We start from the raw sequence: 25,285 nt of genomic DNA, 5'->3' as shown, positions 1-25,285 counted from the left end.
CCCACCAACTTGCCACCGAGCAGGCCTACGCCGAAAAGGAGCAGAAATGACTACGCCGTCTGAAACCACCCCTGACAATACCCCCGTGCAGGAGAACGCTCCCGATCAGAACAGCGTACCGAATGCGGCAGCACCCATTGAGCTTAAGTACAACCCCCACGAAGGCGTGGAGGAGCCCTACCTGATCCTGCCCGGCGGCGCGCAGGGTGCCGCAGTGGTCAAGGACCTTGCCACCTACATTTCTCGCGCCCTGGCGGTGAACCCGGACGCCGCTATCCGACTGACCGCGCGCGGCCGCGTGGTGGCGGTATTCGCCTGTTCCCTGGAGCCGGAGGACGCCTCCTCGGACACCCCGGTCATTATGGGTCTGCGTGCCCTGCACCTGCTGGCTGACTCGACCCTGGACATGACCGTACAGGCGCAGGCGCTGCTGGACCGTCTGGCGCGTCTGCAGAAGCAGGCAGAAGAACAGAGCAACGAAGAGAACCCGCAGCTGGTGCTGTTCATGCCGCCGGTGACCGTCAACGCCAGCTGGGCTGGCAAGTCAGCCCCGCTCAGCGGCTGGTACGAGGTTGGTACCGTCCCGGTTGAAGAGTTCCACCGCGCCACCGCAGAAGGCCTGGAGGCGGTAGAACGCGCCCTGCCCGAGAACCCCGGCGCTGCTGTGCTTTCTACGGTGCGCTCGCGTATTTGGTCCTCCGATATGGTGCTGGAGTACCTACCTGAGTTCGATACCGTGCTTGTACCGACCGGCGCGGCATTCGCCCTGCGCGTGTTTGGTTTCATCCCGGAAGGCTTCACGGGCGATCTGCCGCTGTTCGCTGCGCATGTTGGTTCGGAGGAGTGGCTGCGCATTGTGGCGCCCGCCGGTATGGTGCTGGTGCGCCGCGGGTCCGGTTCGCTACTCTAACTTTCCTCGAGACATTTCTAGACTCTTTACGCTGGTGGTGTGGGCTCTTTGCCTGCGCCACCAGCGGTTTTCTATGCTGTATGACATCAATAGGGTAGTTGTAATAATGACATTCGATAGGGCATTACTTTACGAAAATAGGGTATTCTAGAAAGACTACGCCCTTTCACCGGGGCGTCTTTGACACACCGATTACCAGCCACACCGCACGGGAACTCTTCCGCCGCGCCCTCACCAGGCGCATTCTTCCCGTACGGATCGAAAGTGAGACCTATATGGATCTGATTGCAGTCGACATTGACGGTACCCTTGCCAGCAACCGAGATCAGATGGACAAGTACCTGACCGGTTTCTTCGCAAGTAACCGCCGATTCTTCAAGGCCATCCGCAACGCCACGGTCAATGTTGAAATTGCCGACCGTGTTCGCGAAATCGCGGCAGACACCGGCGCAGAGGTCGTAGTAATTACCGGCCGCGATGGCACCTACATGAAGGAATTGAACCAGTTCATCGCCCGCGCAGGTCTGGAACCCAAGCACGTGTTCGCTAAGCCCGGCAACGACGGCTCCAACAGCCCCGCATGGAAGGACTCCGTCATTGAGTCCCTGATTGCTGACGGCAACCGCATTATCCACGCTTTTGAAGACACCGACCACGAGGTGTACCTGCGCCGCGGCATTCCCGTCACCTGGGTCGCCCCGATTCGCGACTACATTGGCGAATGGCACTACGAGTCGATCGACATTGACCCGGTCGCCTGGGCTGCCGAGCAGCGTGAGAAGGAAGCCGCTCGTGAGCGTCAGAAGCGTCGCCTTGCGGAGGGCGTGCTCGCACACCAGAAGGCCGAGGCGAAGGAACGCCAGGCAAACGTCGCGGCATAAAACCCGCACACTAACTTGAGAGCTGCGGTGGGTAACCCACTCAAACGGATGAGGCGCCGGAAGGATTCAATCCTCCCGGCGCCTCATTCTTGATGCTCTATACGTTGATCGAAGCTGATGTACTCGGCTGATTACACAGTTAGTTTACGCGGTGCCGAGCAGTTCACGCAGACGAGTCGCAAAGGGGCCCGCCAGCTTATGGTGCGCCTTCTCCTTCAGATGCACGCCATCAGCCATGTCACCCTCAGCCAGGTAGAGGCTCTGCCAGCCCGAGGTGTCCATGAACAGCACGCCGGTCTCGCGGGCACCCTGCCTTGCCACCTCGTTTGCCACGTGACGCTTATGCGCCACCTGCTTATCCGGTGCAGACGCCTCATCCATAGACACCACACCACCGAACACAATCTTCGACGACGGGTACATACGTCGCAGCTGCTCAATGACCTGAGTCTGGTGAGCGTTCACGTGCTCGCGCGCCTTCGTCTCATCCTCGTGAATATAAATGTCATTGCCGGAGGCGTCCAGGTAAATCACGCCGGGGTTACCGCTCGGCAGAGCCCAACGGCCACCCATCACACCCTGATAGTAGGAGGGGCACACACCCTCGCGGGCAGTCACAAAACCGATGCCGCCGCAACGGAACAGGTACGGGACGAAACCTGCCTGCTTCAGACCCAAACCAACCCAGGAGGTTGCGGTCACCTGCGAGTCACCAATCACCAGGGCATCCTTAGCGCCAAGAACATTGGTGTTACGCGGCAGACCGTTCGCCTTATCCCAGTAGAGTTCAGCCTTCTCAAACTTGGTGTACAGAACGCCCTTCTTGGATCGCCAGCTCACCGGCAGACCCTCCCAACCGGCAAAGTCGCTGTACCCGCGCTGCTTCCACCAGTGCTCGTAGACGCCGGATTCCACCGCAACCGGACCGTACTTGGGGGTGTACATGACCACGCCACCCTTGAACTGCTGAACCAGCATGTCGGCGGCATCAGCGGAGGTGGGGAACGGCGCCTGAATCTCACCGGTTGCCTGCGCGCCCTCCTTGCCGAAGGCGTTCTGCGCGGTGCGTTCCATCTTCTGCGCCGGGGTGGTCGGTTCCGGAGTCGGCTCGGGGGAGGGGGACTCGCTGGGGCTTTCCTGCGCCGACTGGGTAGGCTCGGCGCCCGCAGCAGCGGTAGCGGCGGTGCCACCGGGCGCGATGAAGCCTCCTGCGGAGTACACGCCAAAGGAACCGGCGGCAACCACAGCAAGGATTGTGCCGGTCAGAGAAACTTTCGCGATAGGAGACTTGATAGAAGGCATGCACAACAGTATACGATAGGCGCAACCCCAAGTAGAGAGCTTTTGAGGGATATTCAAATGAAAATAACAAAAAATATGCACCGCAGTGACAAGAATTAGACTCGGTGCGCAAACCGGTGTGCAAACCGGTGCGCAAACCGGTGCGCAACTTGGGGCACAACTCAAAATAGAACCGGCATAAACCCCATATAGAAACGTCCCCTCCCACCCCGAATCGGGGTAGAAGGGGACGAATAAAAACCTATGAGCAAAAACTTATGAGAGCAGGCAATGAACCCGCCTCAGCTCACAAGCATTGTTAGATGTCAGCCGCCTGAACCTTCAGCGCACGAGCCACGCCGTCGCGTGCCTCCGCAATCTGACGGTACAGAGCCGCAGCATCCTCAGGCAGAGAAGCCAGGTACGCCTCGGTACGCTCCAGCAGCTCAGCGGTCGGCTCGCTCGGGTACATGCCACCAATAATCTGCATGGAAATCTCGTGCGAACGCGAACGCCAAATACCCTCAATCTGCTCGAAGTACGGCTCATCGTACTGGGCAATCAGCTCGGGCTTGCCGGACTTGAAACCGGAAATAGCGTAACGCTGAATCATGTTCGACAGCTCGCCGGTCACCATGATCTTGTTCCAGTACTCAGCCTTAGCCTCCGCGGTCGGAATCGACGCGTATGCCTGAGCGGCGTACTGCTGACCGTTTGCGGTGTTGTCGTTCTCCAGCTCCGCAGCAATCTGCTCGGCGGAGAAACGGCCACCGGTAGCCAGGCGGCACACCAGGTTCCAACGCAGGTCAGCGTCAATGTCCAGTCCCTCAAGGGTCAGCTCACCCTCGAAGAGGCGCTGCACGTTGTCGTACTGCTCCTCGGTGCGGGTCTGGTTGATGAACGCCTGCAGCAGCTGCAGCTGAGCATCCGAGTCGGGCTCTGCAACGCATGCCAGCTCCCACAGACGGTCAGCGGCACGGTGGCGGGTCTCCTCGCGAGCTTCAGGAGCTACGAAGGAGTGCAGAGTAGCGGACAGGTTGTTGATCTGGGTGCGCAGAGCGGTGGAGTTGGTCTCCTTACCGATGTTGTTCAGCACCAGGTCAACGTACTTACGTGCCGGCATCTGAGCGTCACGCACGGTATCCCAGAGCGAACCCCAGACCACGCCGCGAGCCACGGACGAATCAATGTCGCCCAGGTGCTTGATAGCGGTCTCGATGGAACGCTCGTCCAGGCGAATCTTGGCGTACGCCAGGTCCTCATCGTTCAGCAGCAGCAGGTCGGGACGCTTCTTGCCGAGAGCCTCCTCAACCACGGTCAGCTCGCCGTCAATGTCCAGCTCGATGCGGTCGGTGCGGGTCAGCTTGCCGTCGACCAGGTTGTAGAAACCAATCACGGCACGGTGCGGGCGCAGGGTCTCGAAGCCCTCAGCGTAGGACTGGCGAATACCCAGCGAAGAAATGTTGCCAGCCTCGTCGTTCTCAACCTCAACGGCGAGGGTGTTCACGCCAGCGGTCTCAAGCCACTTGGCGCTCCACGCACGCACGTCACGGCCGGAGGTGCGCTCCAGCTCAACCAGCAGGTCGTCCAGAACGGTGTTGCCCCAGCTGTGCTTATCGAAGTACACCTTCAGAGCAGCCATGAAGTTCTCCTGGCCAACCCACGCCACCATCTGACGCAGCACCGAAGCGCCCTTCGCGTACGTAATGCCGTCGAAGTTCACCTGAACATCGGCAAGGTCACGGATCTCAGCCACAATCGGGTGAGTCGAAGACAGCTGATCCTGACGGTACGCCCAGGTCTTCTCCGACGCGGCGAAGGTAGCCCACGCCTCCTTGGCGTAGCGGGTGTTCTCCGCAGCAGCCAGGGTCGACATGAACTCAGCGAAAGACTCGTTCAGCCACAGGTCGTTCCACCACTTCATGGTGACCAGGTCGCCGAACCACATGTGAGCCAGCTCGTGCAGAACGGTGATAGCGCGGCGCTCACGCAGAGCCTCCGCAACCTTGGAGCGGAAGACGTAAGTCTCCAGGTAGGTCACGCAGCCAGCGTTCTCCATTGCACCGGCGTTGAACTCGGGCACGAACAGCTGATCGTACTTCTCGAACGGGTACGGGGTCTTGAACTGCTCCTCGTAGAACTCGAAGCCCTGACGGGTCAGCTCAAACATGTCCTCAGCGTCAACGAACGGCATGAGGGACTTACGGGCGTACACACCCAGCGGAATGACGCGACCCTCAGAGTTGGTCAGCTCGCTGGTGACCTTCTCGTAGGGGCCAGCGACAATCGCGGTAATGTACGAAGACATGCGCGGGGTCGGCTTGAAGAACCAAGTCTTCGCACGGCCGCAACCGCACTCCTTCTCCTCAACCTTCACCTCGGGCTGGTTCGACACAACCACCCAGTGCGAGGGAACGCGCACAATAAACTCGAATTCAGCCTTCAGGTCGGGCTGCTCAAAGACGGGGAACACGCGGCGGGAGTCCGGCACCTCAAACTGGGAGTACAGGTACACTTCGCCATCGGCGGGGTCTACGAAACGGTGCAGGCCCTCACCGGTGTTGGTGTAGAACATCTCTGCGTCAATGACCAGGGTATTCTCAGCCGCCAGGTTCGGCAGCTGGATGCGCTCGCCGTCAGCCAGGTCGGTGCTCAGCTCTTCGCCGTTGAGGTTAATGGACTTGACCGAGGAAGTGATGGCGTCAATGAAGGTGGAGGCACCTTCCTGAGCGTCGAAGCGGATTTCAACCTTCGAGGAGAAGACGTCTTTGTCCTTCGGCAGGTCGAGTTCAATACGGTACGAGTGCACGCGCTTAATAATGGATGCGCGTTCGGTTGCCTCATTGCGGGTTAGGTTCAGGCCGGGCATACAGCTCCCTCTCCTTAGATGTGAATAGCGTGCCGTGTTGACACGCCCTGTCATGGTGCGCTGGTTCCCGAGGTGCGCGGCTCCTGCGACGCTGCATACGTAGCGCTGGAGGCGTTCAAGTTTGGGCGCGGCGAATCGGGACACCAAAAAGTGCCATATCCCACAGTCTACCGTATAGGTGGGGGTCTAGAAGGCTCCGCATTACCCGAACCCGCGCGAATTCGATACAGTTAAGATAGAAAAAACCCAAGCGGGGGAGCGTATCCCACCTGATGGATGCGCGGCGCACTCTAGCAACGGCGCTCAGAACTGAGAACCGGCGCCTCCCACGAACGCACAAACGCACGTCACACCAAGACAAAATCACCAGGAGAGTACCTTGCGCGTACACATCGCAACCGACCACGCTGGCCTCGAACTGAGCCACTACCTGATCGAGTCCCTCACCGCTGCGGGCTACGAAATGATTGACCACGGCCCCGCCGACTACGACCCGCTGGACGACTACCCTTCGTTCTGCATTAACGCAGCCCTTGGCGTGAAGCGTGACCGCGAGGCTGGTCTGGACTCCCTGGGTATTGTGCTGGGCGGTAGCGGCAACGGCGAGCAGATGGCTGCGAACAAGGTTGATGGTATCCGTGCGGCTCTGGCATGGAACCACGACACCGCGGCACTGGCTCGTGAGCACAACAACGCACAGGTTGTAGCTGTGGGCGGCCGCCAGCACAGCAAGGAAGAAGCACTGGAAATCATCAAGGTCTTCCTGGCTACCCCCTGGACCAACGAGGAGCGTCACGCACGCCGTATCGGTCAGCTGGCTGAGTACGAGCAGACCGGCGACATTGCCGGCAAGCAGATTGACGCTGCCTAAGCTCTAAAAATATGAGGCGCATAGTGCAGGCTATGCGCCTCAGTCGTCTCTGCACCCCATATAATCCGCACTATATTCTAGCCGACAAGTTTTCGAGGAGAACCCGTGCCCGAAGGCCACTCTATCCACCGTATTGCCCGCCAAATCAGTGACGTCTTCACCGGCGAGTGCGTGCAGGTTTCCTCCCCGCAGGGCCGCTACGCCGAGGGTGCCGCCCTGCTGGACGGGCACACCATCACCGGGGCGTACGCGCACGGTAAGCACCTGTTCGTGACCTTCGAGAACGACCTGACCCTGAACGTGCACCTGGGTATTTACGGTAACTGGAGCTTCGGCGGGGACGAGACGTTCACGGGTGCTTCGAGCATTGGCGCGCCCCGCAAGATCGGCGAAAAAGAATACGCGGCGGGGGAGGGGGAGCCTTACGCCGGTCCTCCCGAACCGAAGAGTACGGTGCGTTGCCGTATTGTTTCGGAGCACGGCTGGGCGGACCTGGTGGGCCCTACTATCTGCCGTACCCTCACCCCGGAGGAGGTGCGCACCGTCCGCTCCAAGCTCGGCCCCGACCCGCTCAACCCGGATGCCGACCCCGAACAGTTCTACCGCGCGGCACGTAAGAGCTCCCGCCCGATTGGTGTGATTCTGATGGACCAGGCGGCAATCTCCGGCGTGGGCAATATCTTCCGCGCCGAGTCGCTGTACCGCCAGGAAATTGACCCGCTACGCCCCGGCAAGAGCCTCAGCGACGAGGAGCTGAAGCGACTCTGGGAAGACAATAAGCACCTGCTGGTCATCGGCGTGCGCGTGGGGCGCATCATCACCACCGAACCCGAAGACCGCCCCGGCGTACCCGAAACCGAAGCGTGGCCCGACCACGCCAACTACGTGTACATGCACCACGGCGAGCCCTGCCGCCGCTGCGGAACCACCATCCGCATGGAAGAAATCGCAGGCCGCAAACTCTACTGGTGCCCCGGCTGCCAGAAGTAGTGGTATCCGGCTCTAACTCACGGCTGTGGATACGAGAAAAGCGAGGAGTCCTCGATAATAAATTGGGGCTCCTCGCTTAGCTCTACTGCTCTGATCTTGTGAGGGCTTATGAAGTGAAGATGAATTTCTCGCCCTTAGAGAGGCGCTGAGCCCACTCCTTCAGCTGTGCATTATCAACATTTCCACCCTGTTGCTTCACAAACTTCTGCAGTTCCGGCAGGATCAACTCCACCGGTTTGCCCTTCATAGTTGAGGCGATGCGGTCAAACTCATGCTGATACTTCTGAGTCGTTGCAGCAATCTGTTGCTGTACGAGCTTTTCCAAAGCTTTTTCATTAATCTTCAAGGTCACTGGATTTTCCTATCTGAAATAGAACACCTTCGAATAAGTGTACCATATTATACGGTATACAATCCGCATTGGTGCAAATATTCGTATTTGTCTCCGATTATTCTACTGGAGTGAAGTTTTTTGGGGTGAGGTAAGTGTGGTGGGGGGCCCTGTATTGTTGGGCATGACGGGGGGGCGTGCGGATTCCGAGTGCGTGAGGAAACAAATCCGCATGTGGAAGCGGTTCCCACGATTCGTTCAGGATAGTTCTCGAGGGGATGACGGGCTGGAGGGCGAAAATCCCGAGCGCGCGAGGGAATACATTTTCGCCCGGAAGCGATTCCCGTCGTCGTTGAAGGAAAGCATGGAGGGGATGACGAGCTGGAGCGTGCGGATTCCGAGCGCGCGAGGAAACAAATCCGCATGCGGAAGGGATTCCCGTCATCCGCTCGAGGGAAAAAGAAAGGGCCTCGACGCGAAAGCGTCGAGACCCTAAATCTCGAGGGGATGACGGGAATCGAACCCGCGTAATCAGTTTGGAAGACTGAGGCTTTACCATTAAGCTACATCCCCGGAATGGAACTTGACCATAGTAACGAGGTTCCGTCTGTGCTGTCAAACTCTTAGGCGTGTTGGCACGGTTTTGTGTGCTGGCTTTGCGGGTTCTTGCGGGTGCTCGTCTCATCTTTTTTGTGCCGGTCTGCGCATCCTTATTAGGGCAGTACGCGCTCAGTGGAAATAAACCGTGCACGAGCCGCTGTGTTGGGCATTTAGCGGGAAAACAGGTAAACTAGGGCACTGACTGTGTTAAAACACGCAAGTGCACAACACGGTCGGTTTCACGGGGCGTGGCGTAGCTTGGCTAACGCGCCTGCTTTGGGAGCAGGAGATCGCAGGTTCGAATCCTGTCGCCCCGACGTGAAACGGTTGCCGCGACGCACGCAGTCGCGGCGCTCTTTCCACTAAGCAACCGCGGCACACACGATTCGTGCCGCACCGAAACTATATGAGGAGATCACGGACGTGAAGACCGCCGTCGAGAAGCTCAACCCGACCCTCGCAAAGATTGAGGTCGAGGTTCCCTTCGCAGAATTCAAGCCCTACCTGGACCGCACCTACAAGAACCTCGCGGGTCAGATCAGCGTTCCCGGCTTCCGCAAGGGTAAGCTGCCCAAGCAGCTCATCGAGCAGCGTGCGGGCTTCGACTACATCGTCGAGGCATCCCTGAACGACGCTCTGAACGACTACTACGCACAGGCACTGGGCGAGAACGAACTCTCCCCCCTGGCACAGCCCGAGCTGGACGTTCAGTCCCAGCCCTCCACCGAGAACCGTGAGGCAGACGTCAAGCTGACCATCACCGTCACCGTTCGCCCCGAAATCGAGCTGCCCAACTACGAGGGCCTCGAGGTTGAGGTTGACGAGGTTGAGGTCACCGCTGAGGACGAGGTTCAGGCACTGGACGCTTTGCGTGAGCGCTTCGGCACCCTGAAGACCGTTGAGCGCCCCGCAGCTGACAAGGACTTCGTGACCATCGACATCGCCGCAGAAATCGACGGCGAGCAGGTAGACGCAGCAAACGACCTGTCCTACCAGATCGGTTCCGGCACCATGCTCGACGGCATCGACGAGGCTCTGACCGGCCTGTCCGCTGGCGAGGACGCAACCTTCGAGACCAAGCTCTCCGGTGGCGAGCACGCAGGCGAGCAGGCAGTCATCAAGGTCAAGCTCTCCGCAGTCAAGGAGCGCGAGTTGCCCGCAGCTGACGACGAGTTCGCACAGCTGGCTTCCGAGTTCGACACCATCGACGAGCTGAAGGAAGACATCAAGAAGCAGGTTGCAGAAGCTAAGGTTGCCGAGCAGGGCACCCAGGCACGCGACAAGGTCCTCGCAAAGCTCGTTGAGCTCGTTGAGGTCCCCGTCCCCGAGAAGGTTATCGAGGACCAGCTCGAGCAGCACTTCAACAACCCCAACGCTGAAGCAGGCCACGACACCGAGGAGCACCGCGCCGAGGTTCGCGAGAACACCGAGACCGCATTCAAGAACGAGATGGTTCTCGACGCTGTTGCGGACAAGGAAGAAGTGACCGTTGACCAGGCTGAGATGATTAACTACATCATCACCATGAGCTCCCAGTACGGCATGGACCCCAACCAGTTCGCACAGATGCTGGACGGCTCCGGCCAGGCTGGCGCACTGGTCGGCGAGGTTCGCCGCTCCAAGGCTCTGGCAGCAGTGCTGAAGACCGCAGTGGTCAAGGACACCAAGGGCAACGTTGTTGACCTGTCCAAGTACCTGGGCGAGGGCGAAGAGGCAGCTGCCTAAATCCCCGCCACGGTCTGCAAGAAGCCACCCCGCTAGAGGGCGTGCGCTGATTGCTTGAAACGTGTAGCCTCAGCGGGCATCCACCGAATTACCGGTTGGGTGCCCGCTGAGGCTCTTTTCACCCCAAACTATTCCGCCCTCAAGTTATTCCGTACCGAGGTTTTCGCCTCTGCTTCACCCCCTGGCGAACGAACAACCCGAAGGGAAGCGGGGGAGAGCAACTATCGGTAAGGTAGTAGCAACGAAACTTTTCGCGTGCGCTCCGGCGCGTAAATCGCGCAAAGATGCAGCGAAGACCCATTAGAGAAGAAGAGGAAGAATGTCCAGCTACATGCCTCTGCCCATCGGCGCCTCCCAGGCAGCCGGCGTGGCGCCCGCGCCGTCTATGGCAACCCCCATCGTTGGTGCCCAGGAAGATTACGTCTACAACAGCCTCCTGAAGGAGCGCATTATCTGGCTCGGCTCCGAGGTGCGCGACTCCAACGCCAACCTCATCTGCTCCCAGATGCTGTTGCTCTCGGCTGAAGACCCCGAGGCAGACATCTACCTGTACATCAACTCTCCCGGCGGCTCCGTCACCGCCGGCATGGCTATCTATGACACCATGCAGCTCATCCCGAACGACGTGGTGACCGTGGTGACCGGTATGGCAGCATCCATGGGTCAGTTCCTGCTCACCGCAGGCACCATCGGCAAGCGCTACGCAACCCCGAACGCCCGCATCCTGATGCACCAGCCCCTCGGCGGTATCGGTGGTACCGCGTCTGACATCCGCACCCAGGCTGAGCTGATTCTGGACATGAAGAAGCGCCTGGCAGAGATTACCGCTGAGCGCACCGGTAAGAGCCTGGAAACCATCCTGAAGGATAACGACCGCGACAACTGGTTCAACGCGGAAGAAGGCCTGGAATACGGCTTCTTCGACCACATTGCGACCACCGCCGGTAAGCTGCCCGAATCGAAGAACGCATAAGGGAGATGCACATGAACTACCTGCCGAACGATATCACCACCTCGGCGCCGGCTATGCCGAGCAACCGCTACGTGCTCCCCAGCTTCGAGGAGCGCACCCCCTACGGTTACAAGCGTCAGGACCCGTACGCAAAGCTGTTCGAGGACCGCATCATCTTCCTGGGCACCCAGGTGGACGACGCATCCGCTGACGACATCATGGCTCAGCTGCTGGTGCTGGAGGCGCAGGACCCCGAGCGTGACATCACCCTGTACATTAACTCGCCCGGCGGCTCCTTTACCGCAATGACCGCCATCTACGACACCATGCAGTTCATCCGCCCCGAGATTCAGACCGTGTGCCTGGGTCAGGCAGCATCCGCTGCGGCGGTTCTGCTGGCTGCCGGTACCCCCGGCAAGCGTCTGGCACTGCCGAACGCTCGCGTGCTGATTCACCAGCCCGCTCTGAGCGGCCAGCAGGGCGGTCAGGCATCTGACATTGAGATTCACGCGAACGAGGTTATGCGTATGCGTGAGTGGACTGCACAGACCCTGGCACTGCACTCGGGCAAGACCTACGAGGAAGTTGACCGCTCCATCGAGCGTGACAACATTCTGACTGCGGCTGCTGCCCTGGAGTACGGCCTGGTCGACAAGGTGCTGGAGTCTCGTAAGCTGCGTAAGCCTGCGACCAACACCGCTATTTCCCACACCTAAACTTTAGTTTTGAGGAATACCCCGAGCATTTTTTCGGGGGAGGGGCGGCATCGCTCCGTGTGCGAGCCTTCGGGCTGGTGCGCGGTGCGGTGCCGCCCTTTTTGTGCCCGCCAGGGGTACGGCAAGGCAGGCTGATATGTGGCGTTGACCTGCGCTTTCTTGCCGGGCTTTAGCGTCGCATGCCTACCGTCATATGCCGGAGTATCAGCCCCGCCGCCGTCATAAAAGACGCGCTTTGTCATATGGAGATAAGTCCGTTCATTTGCGGTGCGTAATTCTTGGTTCCGGGGTGAACTCCGGTAGCCTTAGAGAAGGAGAAAATTCGAGTATTTCATACCGTTTTCTCGCTCAAACCACGGCGCCCACCACCCGCCGGTGCCCCTCCTGAGAAATCACCGCAGACATCAGGTCACTGACCCTTCTGCACCGATTTCACCACGCCGATCGAAAGGGAATCTTCGTGGCCACAGACATCATTGTGCCTCCCGAACAGCCCAACGCCAGCATGCGATGCTCCTTCTGCAAGAAGACTCGCGCGCAGGTCTTTAAGATTGTGCTTGGCCCGAATGTTTCCATCTGCGACGAGTGCGTGGAGCTGTGCGAAGAAATCCTCGCTGAAGAGCGTCTGAAGGTGAAATCCTCCGCGGCGGCGCCTGCATCTCAGCTGGCTACTCCGCGCGAAATTTACAGCTACCTCAACGACTACGTCATCGGTCAGGACGCGGCGAAGCGCACCCTGGCGGTGGCGGTGTACAACCACTACAAGCGCATCCACGATATTGATAACCCGGTGCTGACCTCCCGCATTCTTTCGGCGACCGCGGGGGAGCAGGTGGAGCTGGGCAAATCGAATATTCTGATGCTCGGCCCGACCGGCTGCGGTAAAACCTACCTGGCGGCAACCCTGGCGAAGAAGCTGGATGTGCCCTTCGCCCTGGTCGATGCAACCACCCTCACCGAGGCGGGCTACGTGGGTGACGACGTGGAGAACATTCTGCTGCGCCTCATCAACGCCGCTGACGGTGATATTGCTAAGGCTCAGCGCGGCATCATCTACATTGACGAGATCGACAAGATTGCCCGCAAGGGCGGTGAGAACCTTTCCATCACCCGTGACGTGTCCGGTGAGGGCGTGCAGCAGGCGCTGCTGAAGATTATTGAGGGCACCGTGGCGACCGTACCGCCGGAGGGCGGACGCAAGCACCCGGCACACGCGAATATTGAGATTGATACCTCGAACATTCTCTTCATCGTGGCTGGCGCCTTCGACAATATTGACGACCGCATCGCAGCCCGCGTGGGTGCCGGCGGCATCGGTTTCGGCGCTGAACTGGGTGGCTCCGTAAAGAACCCGCTCGACCAAATTATGCCCGAGGACCTGGCGCACTACGGCATTATCCCCGAGCTGATTGGCCGCCTGCCGGTCATCTCGACCCTGAGTGAGCTCAACGAAGAAGAGCTGGCTCGCGTGCTGACCGAACCGAAGAACGCGCTGCTCAAGCAGTACCGTCACCTCTTCGCCCTGGACGGCGTGGACCTGGTCCTCGACGACGCTGCGATCGCGGCTATTGCCCGCCTCGCCGCCGAACGAGGCACCGGTGCCCGCGGCCTGCGCGCCATGATGGAGCAGATTCTGCAGCCGATTATGTTCGACATCCCGGACCGCACCGACGTGGTGTCTATCGTCATCGGTGAGGACACCGTGCTCAACGGCACGGAGCCCCGCTACGTGCTGCAGGCGCCCGACCCTGAAGCCGAGACCACCCGCACCGCCAAGGGGGAGGCGAAGACCGCCTCCCTGAAGGCCGCGAAAGCTGACCGTCAGGCGGCATAACCGCATACTTCCAGCCGACAGGCTAGGGAATAAAGAAGCCGTCGCCCCGGTTATGCGGGGTGACGGCTCACTAGCAGGTACCGCTTTCGCTGGCATGTCCTGATGAGCGTGTACTGAAGAGCGTGTACCGAAGAATAAGCGCCGGCTCATAGAAGCGGCTGGCGCAACCGTATGAGAGAGGAACACTCATGACTGAGAACGCACCCGCACAGATTGATTTCTGGTTCGACCCGATCTGCCCCTGGTGCTGGATTACCTCCCGCTGGATTGGCGAAGTGCAGAAGGTCCGCAACGTTGAGGTGACCTGGCGTCCCTTCTCCCTGTCCATGCACAACCAGGGCCGCGACCTGCCCGCCGACTACCAGGCAATGATGGACCGGTCCTGGGCGCCGACCCGCCTCATTACCGCTGTGCGTGAGCTGCACGGCAATGAGGTCATCAAGCCCCTCTATGACGCTCTGGGCGAGCAGATTCACCACAACAGCAACAAGGCTGATTCCTACCGTGACGCGATCGTCAAGGCGCTGGAGGAGGTCAATCTGCCCGCAGAGCTGGTGGATGTTGCCTTCACCGACCAGTACGATGAGCAGATGCGCGCCTCCCTGGACCTGGCGCTGGAGACCGTGGGTGGCACCGATGTGGGTGTTCCGCTGATTTCCATTAACGGCACCGCTTTCTTCGGCCCTGTCATCTCCCCGAGCCCCGCCGGTGAAGAGGCTGGTAAGCTCTTCGACGGCGCCCTGGCGCTGGCTTCCTACCCCGGCTTCTTTGAGCTCAAGCGCCCCCGTAACGTGGGCCCGATTTTCCACGGCGAAAAGGGTGAAGCCTAAGAAGCCTGCAATGTGCTGAGATTCCTGCAATGCGCGCAGGCCCGGTAGAGTCTGCGGCTGCAGAGCAAAAAAGTACCGCCCGATCATGTACTGACCGGGCGGTACTTTTCTATTCACTATGTTGCGCTGAAACGTGCAATCTACGCGCGGTGAGCGCCGCTTGCAGAGGTAGCTTTGCGTGCCTTCTGCGCATTGTGCGTCTTCTGCGCTTTCTGGGCTTTCTGAGCCTTGCGCTGAGCCCTGTGCTCCAGAACCTTCGGGTGCGTTGCCCGCTGCACAATCTTCGTATCACGCATATGGAAGGTGCGGGTTGCCGTGTACTGGACCGCCGCGTCCGAGGTGAACGCCAACATCGCAAACACCGCAACGCCCAGCTGGAAGAAAATCGTGGACAGCGGCAGGGACTGATGGCCCCACAGCACACCACCGGTAATCGCCGCGAAGTTCAACGCTGTCAACAGCAGAGCCAGGCGACGAGCCTTCGACGAGCCGCGCAACGTACTCCACAGCAGGAACAGGTGCACCGCCGAATAAATTGCTACAAAACCCACCAGCACGGTGCCGGTAATGGTGAGTAGCACGTTGCTATCCACCTGATCGAAGAGGTCCAGCAGCTCAATGTCGTTGCCGGAACCTTCCTCCAACAGCTTGGCGCGAAGTGCCGGGCGGCTGAGCGCCAAAATGACGCTGTTGACAATATCGGCGAGGGTCACAGCGATGAGCATACCCGAACCAACCAGCAGGCTCAGCGGCATGCGGTACGCCAGGTCGTGCGCGCTGGAGAGGTGAATTTCTTCCTGCTCCTGCGGCTCCAGGCCCTCATTGTTCAGCACGATGACCGGGAGCGCGCCGTCCGTGCGGATCGCGTCACCGCCGCCGTTACGGGCATGGTAGCCGGAGGAAAAATCGTGCAGAATCTCAACGTGAGTTTCCGGGTGGGCGTACTGAATGGACTCCACAATGTAGTCGCGTTCAAAGTCGGTTTCAGCGTCAATGCGGTGCGTGACCTGCAGGGTGAAGAAGCTAAAACCCACACCGGAATCGTACGTGCCCGCCGCCAACCAATCCACCTGGTGACCACCCGGCAACAGCCAGCCGTCCGGAGTCTTCCAGAAGCGTACGTGGTGGCGTTTCTCGGGGTTGCCGTCCACTTCCTTCTGGTAGGCGAAAGCCTGCGTCTTGCCGAAGATTTTCAGCGGGGAGACCGGCGCCTCCGCGTAGGAACGGCGGGTGATGGTCGAGAGAATAATCTTCCAAGAGGAGACGAGGGTGACGTCGTCCGCGCGGGTCCAGCCGGCGTCCTGCATGACCTGGTGAATCTGCTCCTCGGTACCAATCAGGCCGATATTGACCGGGTCGCCGAGCAGACCGTCCGGGGTGCGGGTGCGCCCAATGAAGTAGTCGGGCACGTAGATGCGGGTCATAATGGCGTGAAAACGCGGTAGCGTCAGGTACGCGGTGACCGCCCAGAAAATGAAGGCAATAGGGAAACCCCAGAAAGAATGGCCGACCGTATTCGCCAGAATCATGAAGGTCAGCACGAGGGCGGCAATGCCGGCGAAGATGAAGAAGAGAGTGTCCCAGAAATCGACCCACAAGCTGCGCGGGACGAGGTCCTGCGCCGCACCGCGCGTGTCAATATCACCACGGTAGACCGGTGGCGAGGTGACTGGGGGAGCAACATCGCTACGTATAGGCCGTAGGACGCGTTTTTGGTGGGACATTCCCGCCCTTTCTGCAAACATAGTTAGGCTCTTTGAATATCACATAACTATAGCAAGGGGTGGGTTGCCAGATGCGTCCGTTCCGGGCAGGGCTTAATCGCTTGGCTCGATAGCCCCGCCGCGGAATCACGGGCTGTTTCAACGCGCGGAGCGTGAGCTGAAAATGCGTTGAATAACGGGAGAAATGAACAGCAGAAGAAACAGAGGGAGTGCTAACCCTGTTTGTATCTTCCCAGCGCAGGGAAGGGGAGCACGGGGATGTACTGTGCGGGGATTCCCAGCAGCGGGAATTCCTACTCGGGGAGGGGCTTAGTCTCAACCGCGGCGCGTGCCGCAGCAATAGTGCTTTCGTGATGCAGCATATCGCGGCTTTCACGCATGAGGCGCACCCACTTGCGGGTCAGATCCTCAAGCTGCTGAGCGGTCAACGAGCCGGAGGCGATGCTCGCCTCATCGGTAGCAGCGCTGGTGGAAATATGCTGATGCCAGAGCTCGTACACCTCGTTGGTGTAGCTGGCACTCAGCGCCTGGGCGTGTTCACGTGCCTGGCTGATGTATTCGTTCAGGCTCGTGTGATAGTGCTGAAGCTGGTCGGGGGAAATGTTTGCTTGCGCTCCTGGCGGCGTGCTCGGGGTTGAGCTCTGCCTCGCCTGAGGCTCTTGCGGTAATCCGGAAGATGAAGAACGTGAATTCATAGTAATTATGGGTGCGCCTACTTTGGCGCGGGTCAGAGTCAGGGCGCATCGCTGCGCCTGACGGGTGGTTTCTGTCGTGCGGTTGGTCGGGGTATGTCTTTGGTCGTACCGGTGATTTGTCTGTTGCTGAAGTTGAATAGAGGGTTGCTCCGGGTGGTAAAACCCTCGCATCAACAATCATACATAAAGTGACAGTCAATCTCATAAGGTTGATTATGCTCTTTGCACATTGATGAATATAAAAAGATGTTGGAAATCCCACGATTACCCACAGAGTAGCGGACTAAATCCCACATCGCTGGGGAAGGGAGCTAGGGGAAGCTCTTCGAACTAGACGCAGGTACTTGAAGGTCCCACAGGGATAAAACCCAAAGTCAGCGCCGTATAAATTCACAGCCGGAATCTAACACCCGGCGAGCTACAACGAACAGCAGGCACAGAAAACGGGGCGGTACTGAAAACCAGTACCGCCCCGTTATCAACACCAAAGTGGCGTCATAAAATCAAGCGATAAACGCTAAGAACGCGATTGCTCAGACGCGATTACTCAGCTGCTTCTTCCACAACGAGCACAACGTCGCGAACCTCCAGCTCGCCCTCAGCTGCCACCAGGGACAGCTCACGAGCGTTACCGGCAGCCTTCAGGTCAGCCAAGCCAGCGGCAATGCGATCCAGCTGAGCCTGAGGAGCCGCAATAGTAGCGGACTCAACCTCGGTGCGCTGCTTAACCTTCGCGTCGCTCTTAGCCTTACGCAGGCCGCCCAGAGCCTCAGCAACATCCGGCAGGATCTGCTTCAGCGACTCAATCTGAGCCGGGTCAGCGTCCGCCAGGACCCACTGAGCAGAGATGCCAGCAGTCGGGTTCTGTGCGGAGTACTCAGCCAGCAGGGTACCCTCCAGGATGGGCAGTGCCTGCGGCCACTCGGCGCGGTGTACGCTACCTGCACGCCACCAGGACCAAATCTCTTCGGTCACGAACGGCAGGAAGGGCGCGAACAGACGCAGCAGGGCATCCAGGGTGGTTGCCAGCGCGGCAAGAACGGAAGCCTGCTCCTCCTCACCGCGAGCACCGTACGCACGGTCCTTAATCAGCTCGACGAAGTCGTCGGTGAAGGACCAGAAGAAGCTCTCGCAAATCTGCAGGGCACGAGCGTACTCGTACTTCTCGAACGCAGCGGTTGCCTCTTCAATCAGGTACGCCAGGCGAGCCAGCAGGGAGCGGTCCAGGGCATTGATGAGCACGCGGCCCTGAGCCTGAGAAGTAATCACGGACTTCTCGGTAGCGCCCAGGTTCAGCACGAACTTGGATGCGTTCAGCAGCTTAATCGCAAGGCGGCGGCCAATCTTCATCTGACCCTCGTCGTAGGCGGTGTCAGCACCCAGGCGAGCGGAAGCCGCCCAGTAGCGCACAGCGTCCGAACCGTACTTCTCCAGAACCTCGTTGGGGACCACAACATTGCCCTTGGACTTGGACATCTTCTTGCGGTCCGGGTCCAGAATCCAGCCGGAGAGCGCGGTGTTGTACCACGGCACGGAGGACGCCAGGGTCTCCGCGCGAACAGCGGTGGAGAACAGCCAGGTACGGATAATGTCGTGACCCTGCGGACGCAGATCCATGGGGAAGGTCTTCGCGTGCAGCTCCGGGTCCACGCCCCAACCGGTCGCAATCTGCGGGGTCAGGGAGGAGGTAGCCCAGGTGTCCAGAACGTCCGGGTCGGCGATGAAGCCGCCCGCTACGCCGCGCTGATCCTCGGTGTAACCGGGAGCAGCCTGCGATGCGGGATCAACCGGCAACATGTCCTCAGAAGGCAGAATCGGGTTCTCGTAGTCCGGCTCGCCCTCAGCGTCCAGCGGGTACCAGACGGGGAAGGGAACGCCGAAGAAGCGCTGGCGAGAAATCAGCCAGTCGCCGTTCAGGCCCTCAACCCAGTTCTCGTAGCGGCTACGCATGAAGGAGGGGTACCAGTTGATTTCGCGGCCGCGCTCGATGAGCTTCTCGCGGCGTGCAGCGTCACGGCCACCGTTGCGGATGTACCACTGGCGGGAAGCAACGATTTCGAGGGGCTTGTCACCCTTCTCGTAGAACTTCACGGGGTGGGTAATCGGCTTGGGGTCGCCGTCCATTTCGCCAGCCTCAACCAGCATTTCCACGACGGTCTTCTGTGCGGTGAAGACGGTGGTGCCTGCCATACGCTCGTAGCGCTCGCGGCCCTCGGCGGAGGTAATCCACTCGGGGGTTTCGCGGGAGAAGCGGCCGTCGCGACCGATGAGGGCGCGGGTGTCCAGCTGCAGCTCACGCCACCAGGTGACGTCGGTGGTGTCACCGAAGGTACAGATCATGGCGATACCGGCACCCTTGTCGGGCTGTGCCAGCGGGTGCGCCTTGATTTCGACCTCAACGCCGAACAGCGGGGAGGTGACGGTGGTGCCGAACAGCGGCTTGTAACGCTCGTCGTCGGGGTGCGCCACGAGAGCCACACAGGAGGGAAGCAGCTCGGGGCGGGTGGTCTCAATCCAGACCTTCTCGCCGTTGGGGCGGTGGAAGCTGATGCGGTGGTACGCGCCGGGGCGTTCCTTATCTTCCAGTTCGGCCTGTGCCACTGCGGTGCGGAAGGTGACGTCCCACATGGTCGGTGCTTCTGCCATGTAGGCGTTGCCTGCTTCCAGGTCCTTCAGGAAGGCGAGCTGGGAGACCTTGCGGGAGTGCGCGTCGATGGTGCGGTAGGTGCGCGACCAGTCAACGGACAGACCCAGGGTGGTGAAGAGGTTTTCGAAGACCTTCTCGTCTTCAACCGCGAGCTCTTCACAGAGTTCAATGAAGTTGTTGCGGGAGATGCGCGGCCACTTTGCCTGGCTGCGGTCGGGCTTGGGGGTGCCGTCTGCCTTCCAGGTGATCAGGTCGCGGAAGGAGTCGTTGTCTGCCACGGAGGGGTCGCAGAGAACGCCGTAGTAGTTCTGAACGCGGCGTTCGGTGGGCAGGCCGTTGTCATCCCAGCCGAGGGGGTAGAACACGTTCTTGCCGGTCATGCGCTGGTAGCGTGCAATGACGTCGGTCTGGGTGTAGGAGAACATGTGACCCACGTGCAGGGAGCCGGATGCGGTCGGCGGCGGGGTGTCAATGGAGTAGACCTGTTCGCGAGTGGTGTTCTCGTCGAATGCGTAGGTCTTCTCATCGGCCCAGCGCTGCGAGAGCTTCTCTTCGAGGCCTTCGAGGGCGGGGCGGTCGGGAACGTTAATCTGTACGGGCGAGTCTGAGCCCAAAATGTTTTCAGCCATAACGGCTATTTTCTCATATTCACGGCGTTCTCTCAGCTCCAGGGGAATTCTGTGCTGCGCTTGCCTGTTCGTACTGGTCGATGGCGGCTTCTAGACGTGCCAGGAGGGGCTTGTACCGGCGCACAAATTGTGCCCTGCGTACTGCGGCGCGTACCCCTGTGGCGTGGGCGAGTTCCTGCCAGCTGGCGGGGTCGAGGTAGCTCTGCCCGAGCAGTAGGTGAACTTCGGAACTGTAGGGGGTTCCGGCGGCGGCACGGATGCTGCGCGCACGCTGCTGGAGCGCTCGGCGCTGCTTGTGTAGCGCGGTGATGCGCTGGTGCGGTGTTGCTGTCATGTGGAAGTTCCCTATATGAGGAGTAATCGGCGATTCAGCGGCAAACTCGACGGAAAGGCAATGGAGGGAGCTGACCCCTCATATCCTGCCTCGGTTATCTGCAGTGTAGGCGCGAAAATCTTGCCTATCAACAGCCCGTGAATCCTTCTCAGGGACGCTGGGGCGGCGTAGACTGAAAGTACATGACCTTTGAGGAGCTGCCAATGAGTTCTCTGAGTATTTTTGGTTTGGGTACGCCTGAAACTGTTCTGCTGATACTGCACCTGGTGCTGGTGGCGTTGTGCGTCTGGCATTTGACGGTGCGTAGCGGCTATGGTGAGGCGCGCATGCGTTTCGTGCTGCCGCTGATTGTGTTCATGCCTGGCGCTGCAATCCTTTATCTGCTGTCGGCGCGTGAGGGTACGGTCCCTCCGGACACGATTAAGACCGGCAGTAGCTCGCCCGTGTATTTTGAGCACCGCCTCGGATTCCGTGACGGGGGTAGGAGCCGCTGGGGTTTGCCGCGCCGCCGCAGGTAGTAGCCTGACGGGGTGCCGGGCGGTTGTGGTACCGGCGCCTATCTCACTATCGAAAATTTCAAAATATATGCCCGCGAGTCTGCTCGATCAGAGCACCCGCGGGCATCACTCTACTAGGATTAAAGTATGACTGAGAACACCCACATTCCTGCATCTCCTTTCCTGCCTCATACCGGCGACGGCAAAGTTGCCGTGGTGACCGGCGCATCCAGCGGTATTGGTCGCGCTACTGTTCAGCAGCTGGTGGCGAGCGGCTGGACCGTCTACGCCCTGGCGCGTCGCACCGACCGCCTCTACACCCTCTACGCGGAGACCGGCGCTCACCCGGTGACCTGCGATGTGACCGACGAACACTCCGTGCGCTTCGTTGCCGAGCAGATCCTGGAAGAGCAAGGCACCATTGACGCCCTGGTCAATATTGCCGGCGGCGCTATCGGCGTGGATAAGGTCGCCGACGGTAAGACCGTCGACTACCTGAAGATGTACCAGATGAACGTGCTCGGTATTCTGCACATGGTGCGCGCCTTCGCGGAGGCTCTGCGCCTGAACGGTCACGGCACGATTCTGAACCTGACCTCCACCGCAGCTGAGCACGGTTATGAGGGCGGTGCCGGATACAATGCGGCGAAGTTCGGCGCTCGCGGCCTGACCGAGGCGCTCCGCCTGGAAGAGGCAGAGAATAATATTCGCGTGATTGAGATTTGCCCGGGCATGGTGCACACCGAAGAGTTCTCTCTGAACCGCCTGGGTTCCAAGGAAGCCGCCGAGCGCGTCTACGCAGGCGTTGAGAAGCCGCTGACCGCCGAGGATGTGGCGCAGACCGTGACCTTTGCGTTGAACGTTCCGCACCATGTGAACCTTGATCGTATTACGATTCGCCCGGTGGCACAGCCGAGCCAGTTCAAGGTAATTCGCAAGGAGAGCTAAGCTCACGGCGCGCCGTGCGCTCGGGCCTCAGTGAGATTTTGGTAGCCCCGCCTGCATCCTCGTGTGTTGGATGCGGGCGGGGCTTTTTCTGCGTTCTTAGAACGTATATAGAGGGCATACATGAAGGTGCCCGTGGGGTGTTGAGAGGCGGGGGGAGAGGTATGAAGGGGAACTTGAGGGAACTATAAAGTGGTACGTGAGACTTTAAGGTTCACTAAGATGAAAATGGTGGGTTAAAAATACCCATGGAACACCCTATATTTTCTTCAAATGTAATCAAAAGATAGGGTTATATGTCCTCGTGTGTCAATAGATGGGCGCAAAATCCCCGAATTGGTCTGCATTAAACCTCAACTTAAGGGGTGGTTTTATAACGATTTCATTACAGTTATGCAAAGGTGACGGTAAGCGTGCTAAACATCCAGGGGCAAATGCTAGCCTTTTAGCAGTCACACCCATGTATGGGCCTACTGCACCTTCAAAGACGGGGGCGCACCACGGTAGGTTCAACACCGATAATTCAGAGATCGAGGAAAAATGTCGAAGACTACCCGTCGCGTTTACAAGATCGCAGCAGCGGCAGCCTTTACTGCTGGTTCCGTGGCAGCAATCCCGGCAACTTTCGCGGCAGAAGCACCCGCTGATCAGCAGCAGCAGGTTGTCGACCAGAAGGCAACTGCTCAGAATTCTTCCCTGCCTGGCGGCAACGCAACCGAGACCCCCAAGGCTGAAGCTCCTAAGACCGAGGCTCCCAAGGCAGAGGCTACCGAGGCTCCTAAGGCTGAGGCTACCGAGGCTCCTAAGACTGAGGCACCTAAGGCTGAAGCTCCTAAGGCTGAAGCTCCTAAGGCTGAGGCAACTGAAGCACCTAAGGCTGAAACCCCCAAGGCTGAGGCAACCGAGGCTCCCAAGGCTGAGGCACCTAAGGCAGATGCAACCGAAGCCCCCAAGGCTGAGACTCCTAAGGCTGAGACCCCTGCTCCCGCAACCCCGGAGCCCACCACTCCCTCCACCCCGGCTCCCGAGGTGAAGCAGGCTAACCCCTTCGTCTCCATCGAGAACGCACGCTTCTCCGGTGATGCGCAGTTTAACACCGTGAGCGTTGTTGGTACCGGCTTCTACGGCGAGAAGGTCGGCCCCGGCGTTCAGGTCAGCATCTACGCGCTGGATGAGAACCAGCAGATTACCGGCGACGTCATTACCACCGTGTCCGTGTCTGCGGACCAGATTCAGGATGGCTCCTTCAAGACTTCCTTCACTGTCGAGGCAAGCAAGCTGCCCGCCGGCGCTTCCTACGCTCTGGTTGCTGTAAGCAACCCGCAGGCTGCTCAGGCTGACCAGAAGCTCGTGGCTCTCTCCTCCTTCAAGGTCACCGAGACCACCTCTACTGAGGCTCCGAAGACCGAGGAGACCCCCGCTCCTGAGGCCCCCAAGACCGAGACCCCGGCACCTGTAACCCCGGCACCGGAGACCCCGAAGGCTGACGAGACCCCGGCACCCGAGGCTCCCAAGACTGAGGCGCCCAAGGAAGAAATTCCTGCTCCGGAAGCACCCAAGACTGAGACCCCCAAGGCTGACGAGACCCCCGCTCCGGAGGCTCCCGCAGCACCCGAGAACGCAACCCTCACCACCGAGGATGCTTCCCTGGATCCGAACGACCAGTACAACGTTCTGACCTTCAACGGCTCCGGCTTCACCCACGAGTCTGTTGCTAACGGCGTGCAGATTGCAATCTTCCGCCTGGATGCAAACGGCAACATCACCGGTGACGCTCTGGCAACCCACGATATTCCTGCTTCTGAAATCGTGAACGGCACCTTCCGCGTCAAGGTCAGCGTTCTTGCAGAACTGCTGCAGCCCGGTTACGCCTACGCAATGGTGGCAACCAGCGACCCCAACGGCCTGGTACACCAGGTAGCAGTCACCACCGCTACCGTGAGCGATGCGAACAACCCCGCACCGACCCTGCCGGCAGCTACCGAGGACGATAACACCACCGTTCGTGATAACGGCGACGGCACCACCAGCGTCTTCACCGCTGAGATGCGCGAAGATGGTTCGGTTGTCGTAACCGAGACCCGCATGCCTTCTTCTCAGGCACCCAAGGCTAAGGTTGGTAACGCATCCGCTGCTACCTCCTCCAGCTCCAAGGGCCACACTGTAGGTGTCTCCGGCACCAAGGGTTCGACTTCGACCTCTTCTTCGGCTTCCTCGAAGCCGCAGCTGGCTAACACCGGTGCTGAGGGTGTTGCAGGTATCGCAGGCGTTGGCGCCGCAGCTCTGATTGCTGGTGCCGCACTGATGCTCCTGCGCCGCCGCAGTCTCTAATAGCTCAGGCTCTATAGCCAGGCTCTGAACATCTGATGCTCACTGCACGGTGAGTGTGGCAAGTGCCGTCAATACTCTGAAAAGGGTATTGGCGGCACTTTTGCGTGCTAGCAGTTTTGTGTTGAGCTGTTTTGAAATGGAAGCGGGTGGCAAAGCGTGTGCGGCAAGCTGGGGGAGAGGCGTGGGTGTTCTCTTCCGTGGTGGAGGTGCGGGGCGGTGTAACGGAATGATTTTGCCGGGTTATTTGGCGCGCAATTATTGGTACGCATGCTTGTAATCAATACGCATGTAAAAGCGGTGTGACCTGCGATTTTTTCACTTAAAAGAAATAAATTAAATGCATGAATGTGCAGAATATTTTTATCTCAAATCCATTAAAACTGCATATGCATGCAATAAAACCTTGAGCTTCAAGGGAGAGTTGAAAAATTTTACCTAGTCCATGCAGTTTGAGTGCTCTTGATGCTGTTCTGGAGGGTAAAAAATATGCTGTGTGGGTTATTGCACAGGAAAATAGTTGGGACGTAAAGCGTCTTTACAGCAATAACAAGAAAAGTATTGTTAGTGTGGAATTACCGATAAATAGAGCGATTCCCTTCGTGGTAACTTCCACTAATACATGAACGTTATGACTAGTCCGTACGTTATGGCGTTCATTCCCGAAGAGGCACCCGTCCAGCTTTGATCCGTGGC

At 59.3% G+C, this 25,285-nt stretch carries 19 protein-coding genes and 2 tRNA genes; 13 read left to right on the top strand and 8 right to left on the bottom strand.

Annotation, left to right across the window (positions count from 1 at the left end):
• Positions 1-46 precede the first annotated feature (46 nt).
• On the top strand, positions 47-910 hold the full coding sequence (locus tag HMPREF2682_RS02595) for a DUF8185 domain-containing protein (protein ID WP_070831142.1): 864 nt from the start codon (positions 47-49) through the stop codon (positions 908-910).
• Positions 911-1,185: 275 nt separating this feature from the next.
• Positions 1,186-1,791, top strand: a complete 606-nt coding sequence (locus tag HMPREF2682_RS02590) for a phosphatase domain-containing protein (protein ID WP_005508133.1) — start codon at positions 1,186-1,188, stop codon at positions 1,789-1,791.
• A 144-nt stretch (positions 1,792-1,935) separates the two neighbouring features.
• Here the strand turns inward: HMPREF2682_RS02590 and HMPREF2682_RS02585 are convergent, their stop codons facing one another.
• Both HMPREF2682_RS02585 and pepN read right to left on the bottom strand, forming a co-directional pair.
• The gene (locus HMPREF2682_RS02585; protein ID WP_005508134.1) at positions 1,936-3,093 is read right to left on the bottom strand and encodes an SGNH/GDSL hydrolase family protein; all 1,158 of its coding nucleotides are present in this window, start codon (positions 3,091-3,093) and stop codon (positions 1,936-1,938) included.
• Between the two features lie 298 nt (positions 3,094-3,391).
• The gene (gene pepN, locus HMPREF2682_RS02580) at positions 3,392-5,941 is read right to left on the bottom strand and encodes an aminopeptidase N (RefSeq protein ID WP_070831137.1); all 2,550 of its coding nucleotides are present in this window, start codon (positions 5,939-5,941) and stop codon (positions 3,392-3,394) included.
• 379 nt (positions 5,942-6,320) lie between these two features.
• Between pepN and HMPREF2682_RS02575 the strand changes: the two genes are divergently transcribed.
• Positions 6,321-6,812, top strand: a complete 492-nt coding sequence (locus tag HMPREF2682_RS02575) for a ribose-5-phosphate isomerase (RefSeq protein ID WP_005505713.1) — start codon at positions 6,321-6,323, stop codon at positions 6,810-6,812.
• A 105-nt stretch (positions 6,813-6,917) separates the two neighbouring features.
• Positions 6,918-7,802, top strand: a complete 885-nt coding sequence (locus tag HMPREF2682_RS02570) for an Fpg/Nei family DNA glycosylase (RefSeq protein WP_070831134.1) — start codon at positions 6,918-6,920, stop codon at positions 7,800-7,802.
• 106 nt (positions 7,803-7,908) lie between these two features.
• Here the strand turns inward: HMPREF2682_RS02570 and HMPREF2682_RS02565 are convergent, their stop codons facing one another.
• Positions 7,909-8,154 carry a hypothetical protein gene (locus tag HMPREF2682_RS02565; protein ID WP_049327799.1) on the bottom strand — a complete coding sequence of 82 codons (246 nt, stop codon included), beginning with the start codon at positions 8,152-8,154 and terminating at the stop codon, positions 7,909-7,911.
• Between the two features lie 481 nt (positions 8,155-8,635).
• A tRNA-Gly gene (locus tag HMPREF2682_RS02555) sits at positions 8,636-8,706 on the bottom strand.
• 269 nt (positions 8,707-8,975) lie between these two features.
• On the opposite strand from HMPREF2682_RS02555, the gene HMPREF2682_RS02550 reads away from it, so the two are divergent.
• From HMPREF2682_RS02550 to HMPREF2682_RS02520, 6 genes are all read left to right on the top strand, one after another.
• A tRNA-Pro gene (locus HMPREF2682_RS02550) sits at positions 8,976-9,050 on the top strand.
• A 106-nt stretch (positions 9,051-9,156) separates the two neighbouring features.
• Positions 9,157-10,458 carry a trigger factor gene (tig, locus tag HMPREF2682_RS02545; protein ID WP_070831128.1) on the top strand — a complete coding sequence of 434 codons (1,302 nt, stop codon included), beginning with the start codon at positions 9,157-9,159 and terminating at the stop codon, positions 10,456-10,458.
• A 319-nt stretch (positions 10,459-10,777) separates the two neighbouring features.
• Positions 10,778-11,431, top strand: coding sequence for an ATP-dependent Clp protease proteolytic subunit (locus tag HMPREF2682_RS02540; protein ID WP_005505718.1), 654 nt, complete (start codon positions 10,778-10,780; stop codon positions 11,429-11,431).
• Positions 11,432-11,436: 5 nt separating this feature from the next.
• The gene (locus tag HMPREF2682_RS02535) at positions 11,437-12,126 is read left to right on the top strand and encodes an ATP-dependent Clp protease proteolytic subunit (RefSeq protein ID WP_012903382.1); all 690 of its coding nucleotides are present in this window, start codon (positions 11,437-11,439) and stop codon (positions 12,124-12,126) included.
• Between the two features lie 460 nt (positions 12,127-12,586).
• Entirely contained in the window at positions 12,587-13,960 is a 1,374-nt protein-coding gene (clpX, locus tag HMPREF2682_RS02525) for an ATP-dependent Clp protease ATP-binding subunit ClpX (protein WP_070831122.1), read from the top strand.
• 188 nt (positions 13,961-14,148) lie between these two features.
• The gene (locus tag HMPREF2682_RS02520) at positions 14,149-14,790 is read left to right on the top strand and encodes a DsbA family oxidoreductase (RefSeq protein ID WP_070831119.1); all 642 of its coding nucleotides are present in this window, start codon (positions 14,149-14,151) and stop codon (positions 14,788-14,790) included.
• Between the two features lie 140 nt (positions 14,791-14,930).
• Here the strand turns inward: HMPREF2682_RS02520 and HMPREF2682_RS02515 are convergent, their stop codons facing one another.
• The 4 genes from HMPREF2682_RS02515 to HMPREF2682_RS02500 form a co-directional block, all read right to left on the bottom strand.
• Positions 14,931-16,514: an LssY C-terminal domain-containing protein gene (locus HMPREF2682_RS02515; RefSeq protein WP_070831117.1), complete on the bottom strand. Its 1,584-nt coding sequence runs from the start codon at positions 16,512-16,514 to the stop codon at positions 14,931-14,933.
• Between the two features lie 293 nt (positions 16,515-16,807).
• On the bottom strand, positions 16,808-17,209 hold the full coding sequence (locus HMPREF2682_RS09360; protein ID WP_141762610.1) for a hypothetical protein: 402 nt from the start codon (positions 17,207-17,209) through the stop codon (positions 16,808-16,810).
• A gap of 543 nt (positions 17,210-17,752) precedes the next feature.
• Positions 17,753-20,485 (bottom strand): valine--tRNA ligase, encoded by a 2,733-nt coding sequence (gene valS / locus HMPREF2682_RS02505; protein WP_070831113.1) that lies wholly within the window; start codon positions 20,483-20,485, stop codon positions 17,753-17,755.
• Between the two features lie 19 nt (positions 20,486-20,504).
• Positions 20,505-20,819, bottom strand: coding sequence for a hypothetical protein (locus HMPREF2682_RS02500; RefSeq protein WP_070831109.1), 315 nt, complete (start codon positions 20,817-20,819; stop codon positions 20,505-20,507).
• 203 nt (positions 20,820-21,022) lie between these two features.
• On the opposite strand from HMPREF2682_RS02500, the gene HMPREF2682_RS02495 reads away from it, so the two are divergent.
• The 3 genes from HMPREF2682_RS02495 to HMPREF2682_RS02485 all read left to right on the top strand — a co-directional run bounded on the left by HMPREF2682_RS02495 (position 21,023) and on the right by HMPREF2682_RS02485 (position 24,592).
• Positions 21,023-21,337 carry a penicillin-binding protein gene (locus HMPREF2682_RS02495; protein WP_070831106.1) on the top strand — a complete coding sequence of 105 codons (315 nt, stop codon included), beginning with the start codon at positions 21,023-21,025 and terminating at the stop codon, positions 21,335-21,337.
• A 126-nt stretch (positions 21,338-21,463) separates the two neighbouring features.
• Positions 21,464-22,264 (top strand): SDR family oxidoreductase, encoded by an 801-nt coding sequence (locus HMPREF2682_RS02490; protein WP_070831097.1) that lies wholly within the window; start codon positions 21,464-21,466, stop codon positions 22,262-22,264.
• 537 nt (positions 22,265-22,801) lie between these two features.
• Complete coding sequence (locus HMPREF2682_RS02485) at positions 22,802-24,592, top strand: LPXTG cell wall anchor domain-containing protein (RefSeq protein WP_070831094.1); 1,791 nt, start codon at positions 22,802-22,804, stop codon at positions 24,590-24,592.
• Positions 24,593-25,285: the final 693 nt, after the last annotated feature.

It is taken from the genome of Rothia sp. HMSC061D12, assembly GCF_001836735.1.
GTDB lineage: Bacteria > Actinomycetota > Actinomycetes > Actinomycetales > Micrococcaceae > Rothia.
The sequence above is the reverse complement of the archived record's forward strand: the minus strand, read 5'-3'. Positions and strand labels throughout refer to the sequence as shown.

Bases quoted from the DNA above. Each gene is read 5' to 3' on its own strand.
- HMPREF2682_RS09360 (WP_141762610.1), bottom strand. From the start codon at position 17,209: ATGAATTCACGTTCTTCATCTTCCGGATTACCGCAAGAGCCTCAGGCG.
- HMPREF2682_RS02590 (WP_005508133.1), top strand. From the start codon at position 1,186: ATGGATCTGATTGCAGTCGACATTGACGGTACCCTTGCCAGCAACCGA.
- HMPREF2682_RS02540 (WP_005505718.1), top strand. From the start codon at position 10,778: ATGTCCAGCTACATGCCTCTGCCCATCGGCGCCTCCCAGGCAGCCGGC.
- HMPREF2682_RS02485 (WP_070831094.1), top strand. From the start codon at position 22,802: ATGTCGAAGACTACCCGTCGCGTTTACAAGATCGCAGCAGCGGCAGCC.
- HMPREF2682_RS02520 (WP_070831119.1), top strand. From the start codon at position 14,149: ATGACTGAGAACGCACCCGCACAGATTGATTTCTGGTTCGACCCGATC.
- HMPREF2682_RS02495 (WP_070831106.1), top strand. From the start codon at position 21,023: ATGAGTTCTCTGAGTATTTTTGGTTTGGGTACGCCTGAAACTGTTCTG.
- HMPREF2682_RS02585 (WP_005508134.1), bottom strand. From the start codon at position 3,093: ATGCCTTCTATCAAGTCTCCTATCGCGAAAGTTTCTCTGACCGGCACA.
- HMPREF2682_RS02490 (WP_070831097.1), top strand. From the start codon at position 21,464: ATGACTGAGAACACCCACATTCCTGCATCTCCTTTCCTGCCTCATACC.
- pepN (WP_070831137.1), bottom strand. From the start codon at position 5,941: ATGCCCGGCCTGAACCTAACCCGCAATGAGGCAACCGAACGCGCATCC.
- valS (WP_070831113.1), bottom strand. From the start codon at position 20,485: ATGGCTGAAAACATTTTGGGCTCAGACTCGCCCGTACAGATTAACGTT.
- HMPREF2682_RS02595 (WP_070831142.1), top strand. From the start codon at position 47: ATGACTACGCCGTCTGAAACCACCCCTGACAATACCCCCGTGCAGGAG.
- HMPREF2682_RS02535 (WP_012903382.1), top strand. From the start codon at position 11,437: ATGCACATGAACTACCTGCCGAACGATATCACCACCTCGGCGCCGGCT.
- HMPREF2682_RS02515 (WP_070831117.1), bottom strand. From the start codon at position 16,514: ATGTCCCACCAAAAACGCGTCCTACGGCCTATACGTAGCGATGTTGCT.
- HMPREF2682_RS02500 (WP_070831109.1), bottom strand. From the start codon at position 20,819: ATGACAGCAACACCGCACCAGCGCATCACCGCGCTACACAAGCAGCGC.